The sequence below is a fragment of the Streptomyces sp. NPDC006193 genome (assembly GCF_040613915.1).
Lineage (GTDB): Bacteria > Actinomycetota > Actinomycetes > Streptomycetales > Streptomycetaceae > Streptomyces.
The window spans coordinates 1-13,182 of record NZ_JBEXTB010000014.1; the positions used below are offsets into that span (position 1 = coordinate 1).

General features: G+C 72.8%; 12 protein-coding genes. 6 read left to right on the forward strand and 6 right to left on the reverse strand.

Annotated elements, in window-relative coordinates:
* Window positions 1-200: 200 nt before the first annotated feature.
* From ABZ261_RS15440 to ABZ261_RS15455, 4 genes are all read left to right on the forward strand, one after another.
* Window positions 201-1,052 carry a helix-turn-helix transcriptional regulator gene (locus tag ABZ261_RS15440; RefSeq protein ID WP_356859266.1) on the forward strand — a complete coding sequence of 284 codons (852 nt, stop codon included), beginning with the start codon at window positions 201-203 and terminating at the stop codon, window positions 1,050-1,052.
* Between the two features lie 5 nt (window positions 1,053-1,057).
* Window positions 1,058-1,255 carry a DUF397 domain-containing protein gene (locus ABZ261_RS15445; RefSeq protein ID WP_356859268.1) on the forward strand — a complete coding sequence of 66 codons (198 nt, stop codon included), beginning with the start codon at window positions 1,058-1,060 and terminating at the stop codon, window positions 1,253-1,255.
* Window positions 1,256-1,544: 289 nt separating this feature from the next.
* Entirely contained in the window at window positions 1,545-2,093 is a 549-nt protein-coding gene (locus ABZ261_RS15450) for a lamin tail domain-containing protein (protein ID WP_356859270.1), read from the forward strand.
* Window positions 2,094-2,394: 301 nt separating this feature from the next.
* Window positions 2,395-3,738 carry a M14 family metallopeptidase gene (locus tag ABZ261_RS15455; RefSeq protein ID WP_356859272.1) on the forward strand — a complete coding sequence of 448 codons (1,344 nt, stop codon included), beginning with the start codon at window positions 2,395-2,397 and terminating at the stop codon, window positions 3,736-3,738.
* Between the two features lie 3 nt (window positions 3,739-3,741).
* Here ABZ261_RS15455 and ABZ261_RS15460 read toward each other — a convergent pair whose 3' ends face one another.
* From ABZ261_RS15460 to ABZ261_RS15480, 5 genes are all read right to left on the reverse strand, one after another.
* A complete protein-coding gene (locus ABZ261_RS15460; protein ID WP_356859274.1) occupies window positions 3,742-4,470 on the reverse strand; it encodes a hypothetical protein in 729 nt (242 codons plus the stop codon).
* A gap of 37 nt (window positions 4,471-4,507) precedes the next feature.
* Window positions 4,508-5,992, reverse strand: a complete 1,485-nt coding sequence (locus ABZ261_RS15465; RefSeq protein ID WP_356859276.1) for a gluconate:H+ symporter — start codon at window positions 5,990-5,992, stop codon at window positions 4,508-4,510.
* A gap of 113 nt (window positions 5,993-6,105) precedes the next feature.
* On the reverse strand, window positions 6,106-6,516 hold the full coding sequence (locus ABZ261_RS15470; RefSeq protein ID WP_356859278.1) for a RidA family protein: 411 nt from the start codon (window positions 6,514-6,516) through the stop codon (window positions 6,106-6,108).
* Entirely contained in the window at window positions 6,513-7,274 is a 762-nt protein-coding gene (locus tag ABZ261_RS15475) for an IclR family transcriptional regulator (RefSeq protein WP_356859280.1), read from the reverse strand. The genes ABZ261_RS15470 and ABZ261_RS15475 overlap by 4 nt, the downstream gene beginning before the upstream one ends.
* The gene (locus ABZ261_RS15480) at window positions 7,271-8,611 is read right to left on the reverse strand and encodes a sugar kinase (protein ID WP_356859282.1); all 1,341 of its coding nucleotides are present in this window, start codon (window positions 8,609-8,611) and stop codon (window positions 7,271-7,273) included. The genes ABZ261_RS15475 and ABZ261_RS15480 overlap by 4 nt, the downstream gene beginning before the upstream one ends.
* Before the next feature lie 172 nt (window positions 8,612-8,783).
* On the opposite strand from ABZ261_RS15480, the gene ABZ261_RS15485 reads away from it, so the two are divergent.
* Together ABZ261_RS15485 and ABZ261_RS15490 are read left to right on the forward strand one after the other, a co-directional pair.
* Window positions 8,784-10,055, forward strand: coding sequence for an amino acid deaminase (locus ABZ261_RS15485; RefSeq protein ID WP_356859284.1), 1,272 nt, complete (start codon window positions 8,784-8,786; stop codon window positions 10,053-10,055).
* Window positions 10,056-10,064: 9 nt separating this feature from the next.
* Window positions 10,065-11,675 carry a D-aminoacylase gene (locus ABZ261_RS15490; RefSeq protein WP_356859286.1) on the forward strand — a complete coding sequence of 537 codons (1,611 nt, stop codon included), beginning with the start codon at window positions 10,065-10,067 and terminating at the stop codon, window positions 11,673-11,675.
* 15 nt (window positions 11,676-11,690) lie between these two features.
* On the opposite strand, the gene ABZ261_RS15495 is transcribed toward ABZ261_RS15490, so the two are convergent.
* Window positions 11,691-12,548: a serine protease gene (locus ABZ261_RS15495; RefSeq protein WP_356859288.1), complete on the reverse strand. Its 858-nt coding sequence runs from the start codon at window positions 12,546-12,548 to the stop codon at window positions 11,691-11,693.
* Between the last annotated feature and the right edge of the window lie 634 nt (window positions 12,549-13,182).

The window sequence follows — 13,182 nt, forward strand, 5'->3', positions numbered from 1 at the left end:
TCCGTTCGGCATGAGGGGGAAAGGGTTCTCGGGCGCGGTGGCAGTGCCGCGGCCGTCATGGCAGGACGACGCGGTGCGCTTCCGCAGCGTGTGCGATGCGTCACTGACGGTAGGGCATAAATTTCAGTCGCTGCAAGCGGGTCGCGTAGCCTTGCCCCTAACGAGTTGCCTCGGCAAGGCCGTTGAGGAGAGGGGACGCCGTGCCGGCACGACGGAATCCCACAGCACGCCAAGTGCGGCTGGGGACCGAGCTCCGGAGGCTTCGCGAGGCTGCCGGGCTCAAGGCGACCGAGGCGGCGGCCCTGCTCGGGACGAACTCGGTGCAGATGAGCCAGATCGAGTCCGGCATCGCAGGGGTGAGCGAACAACGCGTGCGCCGACTCGCCGCCAATTACGCCTGCGCGGACGAGGACCTGATCGACGCCTTGGCAGCCATGGCGACGGACCGTACACGCGGGTGGTGGGAGGAGTACCGCGGCATTCTCCCGGCCGCCTATCAGGATCTGGCCGAGCTGGACCATCACGCGCGTTTCCGCAAGGACGTGGCCGTCATCCACGTACCAGGGCTGCTGCAGACGGAGGACTACGCCCGAGCCCTCTTCGCCTATATGAACCCGGAGTTCCCCGACGGCGAGGTGGCCCTCCGTGTGGAGCACCGGATGAAGCGAAGGGTCGTCATCGACGGCCCTGACCCCACCCCGTACGAGACGGTGATCCATGAGGCGGCGCTGCGCATCAGGGTGGCCGGGCGAGCAGCCTCCCAGGCCCAGCTGAATCGCATCCTCGAGGCGTCCGAGGCCGACCACGTCACCGTTCGGGTCATCCCGTTCGCCCTGGAGGACTTCGCAGGAGCCGGGAGCACCATGGTGCATCTGGGCGGCGCGGTCCCCCGCCTGGACACCGTGGTACGCGATGCTCCGCACGGCACCGCGTTCATCGACTCCGAGGCGCAGCTGGAGCACTTCCGGAGGCTCTTTGTCAGGGTGCGGGAAGTGGCACTGTCCCCTGAGCGATCGCGGTCGTTCATCCACGAGTTGGCGAAGGAGCTGTGATCGGCATGAACACCACCGGCCCTTGGAAGAAGTCGTCCTTCTCCGGTGGAGGCGAGGGCAACGACTGCGTCGAAGTCGCCCAGCTGGGCACCCGCATAGGCATACGTGACTCCAAGGTCCCGGCCCGGGGTGCCCTCACCTTCCCGGTGAGCGCGTTCGGCGCCTTCCTCCGGGCCGTGAAGGAGAGCCGCTCCCCGAGGTGAGGGCGGTCCCGTGCCTGTTACCCACTTTCGGGTGTGGGGCGGTGCGCCGTGCCCGGTGCCGGAGCGGGCGGGGGGATTTCCGGCATTCGGCAGGTAAATGGACATTGCAGGCTAGAGTCACGGAAACTTCCGCGCATCGTAACGGTGTCCGCGCCGTCACCGTCCGGGCCCGCGGAGGGCGGCACGGTGTGGGCGTGCGGCCGACCGGTCGCCGCTCGTACACCGCACCTCGCGGCGGGGCCCCAGTGCCGTGCCGCGGGGTGTGCACAGCCCTTCGAAGGGGGACTTCGTGTCCGTTTCCGTTTCTGTGACCGCGCGCCGTGTCGCCGCAGCCGCCGTGGCGGCGGCCGCCGCCGTCGGCGCGTTCGCGCTGCCGGCCTCGGCCGCCGACCACGACCACGGCCGCTGGCACCGCTCGTACCGCGAGCACGTGCTCATCAGCGACGTGCAGTCCCGCCCGTCGGCCCGGTACGACCACTCCAGGCGCCCCCTGAACAGGGAGTGGGTGGAAGTCACGAACGAGGGGCGCCGGTCGGTGGACCTGGACGGGTGGACGCTGTCGGACGAGGACGGCAACCGCTACACCTTCCGGCACTACCGGCTGGACGGCCGCGCCACCGTCCGCGTCCACACCGGCATCGGGCGGGACAGCGAGAGCGACCTGTACCAGGACCGCCGCTACTCGGTGTGGGACCGCGACCACGACACCGCGACCCTGCGCGACGATCGCGGCCGCGTCGTCGACACCGCCTCCTGGGGCGACGACGACCGCGACCACCGCGACCACCGCTCCTACCGCGGTCACCGCGACGGCGGCTGGCACGGCCGTCACCACTGATCCGCATCCGTCCGGGTGCGGCTGAGCACCGGTTCACGGCACCCGGCGGACCTCACACCGGCAGCGCGTCGCTTCCTGACGGAAGGGCGCGCTCGCCCGTCTGTGCGTCGGATCCGGTGCGGCAGCGGGCCGGAGGGTTCCGGCCACCGGTACGCGCCAGGGTTGACCTGATCATGTCAGCGCCTCACCATGAGCGCCAACCCGCACGGCGGATGCACGGGGGAGCCCCACCCATGGCCCCCGGCGGTCCGCATCCGCACGTCGCACGCGAACACCCCCGCCTCCACCCCAAGGAGAGTTCATGCGACTTCGCATCCGCGGCTCCGGCGCGCGCGGCGCCAGACGCACCGCCGCCCTCGGCGCCCTGCTGGCCCTCGCGCTCGCCGCGCCCGTCACGGCCACCGCCACCCACGCCAGTGCCGACAGCGCCCGGGCGAGCGCGCCCTCCGGTGACGACGTCCGGCAGTACGAGATCCACCAACGCACGAATCCCGTGACCCGTACGGCCATCCAGGCGACCGGCGTCACCGTGGACGAGGCCGACGAGGAGACCGTCGTCGTGTCCGGGCGCGCGGAGCAGATCCGCGCGCTGCGCCGGCTGGGGTACGACGTCCAGCCCCTCGGCGCCGCCCCGCAGCGGGACGGTGCGCGGCTCTACGACTTCCCCGGCGCGGACGCGAAGTACCACAACTACGCGGAGATGAACGCCGAGATCGACCAGCGGCTCGCCGCCCACCCGTCCATCATGAGCAAGCGGGTGATCGGGAAGTCGTACCAGGGGCGGGACATCGTCGCCGTCAAGATCAGCGACAACGTCGGGACCGACGAGGGTGAGCCCGAGGTGCTGTTCACCGCGCATCAGCACGCGCGCGAGCATCTGACCGTGGAGATGGCGCTGTACCTGCTGCGGGAACTCGGCGCGGGGTACGGGTCCGACGCGCGGATCACGAACCTCGTCGACAGCCGCGAGATCTGGATCGTGCCGGATTTGAACCCGGACGGCGGCGAGTACGACATCGCCAGCGGGTCGTACCGCTCATGGCGGAAGAACCGGCAGCCCAACTCCGGTTCGTCGTACGTCGGCACCGACCTCAACCGGAACTGGAACTACAAGTGGGGCTGCTGCGGAGGGTCGTCGGGGTCACCGTCCTCCGAGACCTACCGCGGGTCCGCCGCCGAGTCGGCGCCCGAGGTGAAGGTCGTCTCCGACTTCGTGCGCAGCCGGGTCGTCGGCGGGAAGCAGCAGATCAAGGCAGGCATCGACTTCCACACCTACAGCGAGCTGGTGCTGTGGCCGTTCGGCTGGACGTACAACGACACGGCCACCGGGATGACCGCCGACGACGCCGCCGCGTTCAAGGCCGTGGGGCAGAAGATGGCCGCCAGCAACGGGTACACGGCGGAGCAGTCCAGTGACCTGTACATCACCGACGGGTCCATCGACGACTACCTCTGGGGTGCGCACAAGATCTTCGACTACACCTTCGAGATGTATCCGGCGTCCGCCTCCGGAGGCGGGTTCTACCCGCCCGACGAGGTGATCGAGCGGGAGACCTCCCGGAACAGGGACGCCGTGTTGCAGCTGCTGGAGAACGCCGACTGCATGTACCGGTCGATCGGGAAGGCCGCCCAGTACTGCAGTTGACGGTCAGGCCTCCTCGAAGTAAGCGTCGAGCACCGCGTCGAGCTGTTCGTCCCACTCCTTGAAGCGCGCCCTGGCCGCCGCCTCGATCTCGATCGGGTACCAGCGGCGGTCCGGGGTGTGCACGGTGACGGTGAACCGCTTGCCGAAGCGGGGCGACTCCGTCTCGACCGCGGTGATCTCGTCCCAGCGGAACTCGCAGGCCTCCTCGTCCAGGCTGAGGCGGACGCCCCTGCGGTCGGCCACGATCCGCGCCCGGCGGTCGGAGGCCTCGAACACCGGGCCGTCGGCCGGGTCGCCCTCCTCCGGTTCCGGGGCCGGGGCCGCGTCCTCGGCAGCCGCCGCCGAAGGCTCCGGCTCCGCAGTCGCCCCCTTCGCCACCGCCTCCTTCGCCACCGGCCCGTTGGCCACGGGCCCCTTCGCCACGGGCCCCTTCGCCACCGGCCCGTCGCCCACCGGCTCCGCCGGCGCGGGAGGGGTGATCCCCGGGACGAAGGCCGGGTCGAAGCCGGCGCCCGTGACGGGCTCCGCCTTCAACGGCACAGCCTTCACCGGGGCGCCCTTCGACAGGTCCGTCTTCACCGGCGCGGCCTTCGGCGGCTGCCTCTTCGCAGGCTCGCCCTTCGCAGGCTCGCCCTCCGACGGCTCCCCCGTCAGAGGCTCGCCCTCCGACGGTTCGCCCTTCGACGGCTCCGCCTTCGACGGCTTGCTGCTCGATCCTATGCGCTGCTCCACGGCGGCAGTATGGACGACTTCCCTGTGCCGGAACCAGTCAGGCCACGAACACGCTCACCACTCCGGCCGCAGCGAACCCCGCCACGGACAGCACCGATTCGAGAACCGTCCAGGTCCGCAGCGTGTCCCGCTCGCTGATGCCGAAGTACTTCGCCACCATCCAGAAACCGCCGTCGTTGACGTGCGAGGCGAAGATGGAGCCGGCGGATATCGCCATGATGACGAGGGCGACGAAGGCCTGGGAGTGGTCGCCCTCGGCAAGCAGGGGGGCCACGATGCCGGCCGTCGTCACGATCGCCACCGTCGCCGAGCCCTGGGCGACCCGCAGCACGAGGGAGATCAGGTACGACAGGACGATCACCGGCAGGCCCACGCCGTTGAAGGTGTCGGAGAGGGCCTGGGCGACCCCGCTGGCCTTCAGCACGGCGCCGAAGACTCCGCCCGCGCCGACGACGAGCAGGATGTTGCCGACCGGCTTGAGGGACGACGTCGACACCTTCTCCAGGGACGCGCGGGACCAGCCGCGGCGGACGCCGAGCAGGTAGTAGGCCAGCAGCAGGGCGAGGGTGAGGGCGACGAACGGGTTGCCGGCGAACTCCAGCACCGAGCGTCCCGCCGACGGGTCGAGGGCGATCGAGGAGAAGGTTGCGGCGAGGATCAGCACCAGGGGCGTGCCGATGACGGCGAGCACCGTGCCGAGCGGCACCGGCTTCTCCCCCGGTTCCACGCCCTGGGCGCGCTGTTCGGCCACGACGGCCCGCTTGGCCTCCTCGGCCGCCTCCACCATGTCCTGCGGGACGGCGACGAAGATCCGCCGGCCGATCCAGGCGGCGTACGCCCAGGCGGCCAGGACGGCGGGGACGCCGCAGACGGCGCCCATGAGGATGACCCAGCCGAGCTGGACGTGCAGCAGTCCGGCGGCGGCGACCGGGCCGGGGTGCGGCGGCAGGAAGGCGTGGGTCATGGACAGGCCGGCGAGGAGGGGCAGGCAGTAGAGGAGGACCGACCGGCCGGACCGCTTGGCCGCCGCGTAGACGATCGGGGCCAGGACGAATATGCCGACGTCGAAGAAGACCGGGATGCCGAAGACCAGTCCGGTCAGGCCCATGGCGAGGGGGGCCCGCCGCTCGCCGAACAGGTGCAGCAGGCGCGAGGCCAGCACCTCTGCTCCGCCGCTGACTTCGAGGATCGCGCCGAGCATCGTGCCGAGCCCGATGATGATCGCGACGTGGCCGAGGATCCCGCCCATGCCGGACTCGATGGTGGAGACGGCGGTGGAGCGCTGGACGGTGCCGAACAGTTCGGTGACCGACAGGCCGGCCAGCAGGCCGACGGCCGTGGACACGGCGAGGAGGGCGACGAACGGCTGGAGTCTGACCTTGATGATCAGGAAGAGGAGCAGGGCTATGCCGAGGGCGGCGACGGTGAGGAGACCGGGGGTGCCGTCGAGGAGGAGGAGCAGGCCCCCGGTGTGGGGTGGGGTGGCGGGGACGGGGGCGGGCGCTGCGAACGGAAGGGACATTCGGGGGTCCTCTACGTAAATGCATACTGCTTTCGGGCAGGGGGGATCGCGGCACGGCGCCCCGAGGGGTGCCGTGCCGTGCGGGAGGTGCGGGTGCTGCGGGGGAGGGGACGTCAGCTCAGGACGGCGAGCGCGTCGATCTCGATGAGGAGGCCGGCCGGCAGGCCGACGTAGACCGTGGTGCGGGCGGCGGGGGGCTGGGTGAGGCCCTGTTCCTCGAAGTAGGCGTTGTAGATCTCGTTCATCTCGGCGAAGTGGTCCACGTCGGTCAGGTAGACGCGGATCATCATCACGTCGTCCCAGGTGGCGCCGCCCTCCTCCAGGACCGCGCGGACGTTGGCGAGGGTCTGGAGGGTCTGCTCGCGCAGGGTGGGGCCGGCCGGCGCCGGGGGCTTGCCCTCCTCGGCGGGCAGGAAGCCGACCTGGCCGGCGACCTGGAGGATGTTGCCCTTGCGCACGCCGTGGGAGAACTTCGCGGGCGGGGTGGTGTGGGTCTTCGGGGTGAGGGCGGTCTTTTCCGTCATGCGGGGTCCCTTACTGGTGTTCTGCCGGAGTACTCCCCGCTGATCGCGTCCGCCGTGCGGCGTACCAGCGGGAGCAGGGTGAGGAGTTCGTCGGCGGTGACGACCACGTTCGGCGCGGAGACCGACATCGCGGCGACCACCCGGCCGTCGGCGCCGCGGATCGGGGCCGCGACGCAGTTGATGGACTCCTCGTGGCCACCGAGGTCGGTGGCCCAGCCCTGTTCGCGCACCGTGGCCAGCTCCTTCAGGAAGGTTTCGGCGTCGGGGGTCGAACGGGGCGTGTAGGCGGGGTAGTCGAGCTTCTCCGCGAGGGCGCGGCGCTCGGCTTCGGGGAGGTCGGCGAGGAGCAGTTTGGCGACGGCGGCCACCGTGATGGCGACGGGCTTGCCGATCCGGGAGTACATGCGGACCGGGTAGCGGCTGTCCACCTTGTCGATGTAGAGGACCTCGTTCTCCTCGTGGACGGCGAGGTGGACGGTGTGCCCGCACGTCTCGTTGAGCCGTACGAGGTGGGGGTGGGCGATCTCCCGGACGTCGAGGCTCTCCATCGCCTCCTGGGCGAGGGCGAAGAGGCGGGCGCCGAGCCGGTAGCGCTGATCGGACTGGCGGTAGACCAGGCCGTGGGCGTGCAGGGTGCGCAGCAGCCTCAGGGCCGTGGACTTGTGCACGCCGAGGCGGCCGGCGACCTGCCCGAGGTCGGCGGGGCCCTCGGCGAGCAGCGGCAGGATGCTCAGGGCGCGATCGACGGACTGACTCATGGGGTGTTCGCCTCCTCTTCGGCCCGCTCGGCCTGTGTCCAGCCGGGGCCGAGTCGAAGTCTCCCCCACGCGTCGTCGTCCAGGGCGGCGAGGCGGTCGGCGTGGCCGCGGGCGGGGGGTGCGGCCAGGTCGCCGGGGGCGGTGAGGGCGGCGGCGGCGAACAGGTGCCCGTGTCTGAGCCGGTGCGCGAGGGGCAGGCCGCGCAGGGTGGCGGAGAGGAAGCCGGCGGCGAAGGCGTCCCCGGCGCCGGTAGCCGCCACGACATCGACGCGGAGGGCGGGCACGGAGGCGGCCGGGGCCGCGGTGGGCAGCGCGCGGGCCGGCCGCGCGGCAGCCGGCGCGGGTGCGGGCCGGGGCTGCGTGGCCGCGCCCGGCCCCGTCGGCGCGCCTGCCCCGGGCTCTCCGCTGCCTTCGGCGAGGGGAGACTCTCGTCGCTCACCCGTGCCGCCCCGGGACGGCCCCTGCACGGAACGCACGGAGAGGGCGCCCTCGCCCGCGGAACGCCCGGATGCCGCGTCACTGTCCGCCGGGTGCCGGGAGCAGACGTCACCGCCCGCGGAAAGCCCGGAGAGGGCGTCACCGCCCGCGCGAAGCGGAGGGGGTTGCGTCCCGTCCGCGTCGCCGGCGGCTCCGCGTGCGAACGCCGTGGCCCCCCGCGCCCCCTGCTTGACCACCAGCACCGCCGGTTCGGGCAGCGCCCGGCGGATCGCGGCCGGCCCGCCGGTGAGCCCCCACGCCTCCTCCGCCTCGTCCTCGCCCACGAACACGATGTCGGCGTCCCGCGCCAGCTCCAGCAGGATGTGGGCGTCGCCGGACTCCCGCCACAGGCCCGGACGGTGGTTGACGTCGAAGGAGACCAGGGGGCGTCCGGGGTGACGCCGGGTCAGTGCGCGCAGCAGGTCCCGGCAGTCCGCCGACAGCGCGGCAGTGATCCCGGTCAGGTGCAGCACCCGGCCCGCCCGCACCGCGGCCGGGTCCACGTTCCGCACCGACATCGCCGACGCCGCCGAGCCCGCCCGGTAGTAGGCCACCTCGTGCCCGCCGGTCCCGCGGTCCCCGGCGGTGCGGAAGTACACGCCCGTGGGCCGGCCGGGGTCCCGGCGCACGGCGCGGACGTCGACGCCGTAGCCGGCGATCCGCTCCACCAGGTGGTCGCCGAAGCCGTCGGCGCCGATCCGGCCGACCCAGCGTGCCGTGTGCCCGAACGCGGCCAGTGCGCAGGCCACGTTGGACTCGGCGCCGCCGATGGACCGGTGGAAGGAGGGCACGTCGGCGAGGCGGCCGGGCCGGCCGGGCAGGAAGGTGACCATGGACTCGCCGAGCGTGACCACGTCCACCGTGTCCCACGGGTGCGCCGCAGCAGGGTCGTAAGCAGCGTCGTCGATGATGACTCCTGTCGGTTTCCGGGCGACGGTTCCGTTGACCCGGTGTTCGGCGAGATGCTAGACACCATCAAGCACTGCATGCAATGGCTGTTGCACAGCATGCAACCACCGAGAGAGGGGCTCCATGAGCACCGAAGCGCTCGCCCGCCTGGCCGAGGAACGCGTGGACCACCGCTTCAAGGGCCTCCCGCCGGACGCCGCCGGCCTCACCGTCGGCGAGCTGGCCGCCCAGCGCCGCAACCTCTTCCGGGAGGGCGACGGCTTCACCACCCCCGTCCTCGTGCTGTCCGCCGAGCGCCTGGAGCACAACCTCGCGCTGATGGAGGCGTACGCCGCCCGGCACGGCCTCGCCTTCGCCCCGCACGGCAAGACGTCCATGGCCCCGCAGCTCTTCCACCGCCAGCTCCGGCACGGCGCCTGGGGGATCACGCTGGCCGTGCCCCACCAGGTGCGCGTCGCCCGCGCGTTCGGCGTCCGGCGGGTCTTCCTCGCCAACGAGCTGACGGACCCCGCCGCCCTGCGCTGGACCGCCGCCGAACTGGCCGCCGACCCCGAGTTCCGGTTCGTCTGCTACGTCGACTCGGTGCGCGGGGTGGAGCTGATGGACGCGGCCCTCGCGGGCGCCGCCCGCCCGGTGGACGTGGTGATCGAGCTGGGCGCGGGGGAAGGGGCCCGGACGGGGGTGCGCACGGAGGCGGAGGCCGCGGCCGTCGCCGCGGCCGTGGCCGCGGCGCCGACCCTGCGCCTGGTGGGGGTGGCGGGTTACGAGGGAGAGGTGCCGCGGCCCGATCCGGAGCGCGTGCGGTCGTACCTGCGGCGGCTGGTGGCGCTGGCCGCCGACCTCGACCGGAGCGGGCGGTTCGACCGGGCCGGGGAGATCGTGGTGAGCGCCGGCGGCAGCGCCTGGTTCGACGCGGTGGCCGATGTCTTCGCCGACATGCCGGAACTCTCCGCGCCGGTGCTGAAACTGCTGCGTTCGGGCGCGTACGTCTCGCACGACGACGGGCACTACCGCAGGCTCACCCCGTTCACCCGGGTTCCCGAGGAGGGCGCCCTGGAGCCCGCCTTCCGCCTGTGGGCGCAGGTCGTCTCCCGGCCGGCCCCCGGGCAGGCCTTCGCCAACGCGGGCAAGCGCGACGCGGCCCACGACCTGGACCTGCCCACCGCCCAGGTGGTACGCCGGAACGGCGAGGAGCGGCCGGCCGCCGGCGTCACGGTGACCGGCCTGTCCGACCAGCACACCTGGCTGCGCACGGACCCGGAGGCGGACCTGGAGGTCGGCGACTGGATCGGCTTCGGGCTGTCCCACCCGTGCACGGTGTTCGACAAGTGGCAGCTGATCCCGGTGGCCGAGGCCGACGGGACGGTCGTCGACTACATCCGCACGTTCTTCTAGGAGGCCCGCGTGCAGGACCTGGTCATCCGGGACGCCGACGTCGTCGACGGCAGCGGCGCGGACTCCTACCGCGCCGACGTCGTGATCGACGGCGGCCGGATCGTCTCGATCGTCAAGGAGGCCGCGGCGGCGGGCTGCCAGCGGCCGCACGCCGTGCGCGAACTGGACGCCGAGGGCCTGGTGCTCTCCCCCGGCTTCATCGACATGCACGCCCACTCCGACCTGGCCCTGCTGCGCGACCCGGACCACAGCGCGAAGGCCGCGCAGGGGGTCACGCTCGAGGTGCTCGGGCAGGACGGGCTGTCGTACGCGCCGGTGGACGACCGCACGCTGGAGGAGGTGCGCCGGGCGATCACCGGCTGGAACGGGTACGGCGACGACGTCGACTTCGACTGGCGGAGCGTCGGCGAGTACCTGGACCGGCTCGACCGCGGGATCGCCGTGAACGCCGCCTACCTGGTCCCGCAGGGCACGGTCCGGGCGCTCGTGGTCGGCTGGGAGGACCGCGCGGCGACCCCCGGCGAGCTGGACCGGATGCGGCGGCTGGTCGCGGAGGGGCTGGAGCAGGGCGCGGTGGGGCTGTCCTCCGGGCTGACCTACACCCCCGGCATGTACGCCGGGGACGCCGAACTGACCGAGCTGTGCCGGGTGGTGGCCGCGTACGGCGGCTACTACTGCCCCCACCACCGCTCGTACGGCGCCGGCGCCCTGGAGGCGTACGCCGAGATGGTCGCCCTGACCCGGGCGGCGGGCTGCCCGCTGCACCTGGCCCACGCCACGATGAACTTCGGCGTGAACGAGGGCCGCGCTGCGGAGCTGCTGGACCTGCTCGACCGGGCCCTGGACGCGGGCGCCGACATCACGCTGGACACCTACCCCTACACCCCGGGCTGCACCACCCTCGCCGCGCTGCTGCCCAGCTGGGCGAGCGAGGGCGGCCCGCAGGAGGTGCTGGCCCGGCTCCGCGACCCGGCGACGGCCGCGCGCATCCGGCACGACCTGGAGGTCACCGGCTCGGACGGCTGCCACGGCGTGCCCGTGGAGTGGGAGACCGTGGAGATCTCCGGTGTCACCGACCCGGCCCTGGCCGACGTCGTGGGCCGTACCGTGCGGGAGGCGGCGGACCTGCGCGGCGAGACGCCCTGGGAGACGGCCCGCCGGCTGCTGGTGCGGGACCGGCTCGGCACGACCGTCCTCCAGCACGTGGGCCACGAGGAGAACGTCCGCGCGATCATGCGGCACCGTGCGCACACCGGCGGCTCCGACGGCATCCTGCGGGGCAGCAAGCCGCACCCGCGCGCCTACGGCACCTTCCCGCGCTACCTGGGCCACTACGTGCGGGAGCTGGGGGTGCTGACGCTGGAGGAGTGCGTCGCCCGTCTGACGTCCCGGCCCGCGGCCCGGCTGCGCCTGCCGGACCGGGGGCTGGTGCGCGAGGGGTACCGGGCCGACCTGGTCCTGTTCGATCCGGAGACGGTCGCGCCCGGCGCCACCTTCGCCGAGCCCCGCAGGCTGCCGTCCGGGATCCCGTACGTGCTGGTGGACGGCCGGTTCGTCATCGAGGACGGGAAGCGGACGGACGTGCTGGCGGGGCGGGCGGTGCGGCGTACGCCGGTGTGACCGCCCGCCGCCGGGTCACGGCTTGGGCAGGGTGCAGCCGGCCGCGCCGAGGTTGAGCTTGTTGCCGGTGGTGAAGCACGCCGGGATGTTGTAGGTCTCCTGGGCGTAGTTGATGCCCTGGCGGACGGTCACGGTGCCGTTGGCGTCGACCTCGCAGGGGTTGTTGTCGGTGCAGCGCGCGCCGTCCTCGTTGCCCGTGTTGTTGACGGCGACGACCTTGCCGGTGGCCGTGTCGATCACGGGGGAGCCGGAGGTGCCGCCGATGGTGTCGCAGGAGGAGGTGTAGCGGACCGAGTCCTTCCAGGTCCAGGAGCCCTCCTTCAGCCGGTACACGAAGCCGTCGATGTTGCAGCTGTAGATGCGCTTCCAGTAGCCGGAGACCACCTTGATGGCGGTGCCGGCGACCGGGTGGGTGTCCTGCACCGTCAGCGGGCTGATGCCGTACGAGCTCCTGATGGCCGCGTACGTGGTGGTGGTGCGGTAGATGGTGACGTCCGTGTCCGTCATGGTCGAGTACACGACCTGGTTGGCGCGGAGCGTGGCGACCTTGCTGCCGGCGGAGTTGAGCAGGCCGAAGGTGCGGCTGGAGGACTGGCCGGTGATGACCTCGCCGGGGTCCGGGAAGCCGGTCTCCAGGCAGTGGCCGTTGGTCAGCACGAGGGCGGGGTCGGTGTCCGCGGAGTTGGGGAAGCGGATGACGGAGCCGGAGCAGTTGCTGAGCGAGACGGTGCCGGCGAAGTCGACGGTCACCGCGGCCCCGGCGGGGTGCGGGGCGGTCGCCTCGGCGGCGGTGCGCGGCGCGGCGACCGCCGGAGTCGCGCCCAGCCCGGCCAGTGCCAGCGAGGAGAGCGCGGCAAGGAGAGGCTTGTTCATGTGGGGGTCCCCTCTTACGACGTGGGCGACCGGAAGTGTTCCGGTCGCCCTCACGTTTGTCATGCGCATTCTCAAACGCGGGACGGGCCGGGGACAAGAAGCCGCGTCAGGTCGTAGGGGTTTCCCTCTGCGGAGGGGCTGCTGACGGAGCGTCGGCCCGCGGTGCGAGCACCACGGGATCGTTCCCCGCCCGCAGGGACGGCAATCGCCCGGCGTCCACACGGCCGACTGCCGCACGATCCCCCTCCGTGACGCCCGCCCCACCCGACGCGGGCCGCACGGGCGGTCGAGGCCGGCGCGGGTGGTCGGGGACGGTCGCGGGCGGCGCGGGCGGCGCGGGTGGTCGGGGACGGCGCGGGTGGTCGGGGACAGTCGCGGGCGGCGCGGGTGGTCACGGGCGGCGCGGGTGGTCGAGGCCGGCGCGGGTGGTCGCGGGCGGCGCGGGCGGTCGCGGGCGGCGCGGGCGGTCGCGGGCGGCGCGGGCGGTCAGGGGGGGCGGAGTGCCGGGCGGCAGTACGCCTGGGCGTCACCGCCCCTGCGCCTAGCGGGACTTCTTCGTCGCCCCGCGGGCCGCACGGGCGGTCGGGCGCGGCGCAGGCGGTCACGGGGGGGGCCAGGGTGCCGGACGGCCGTA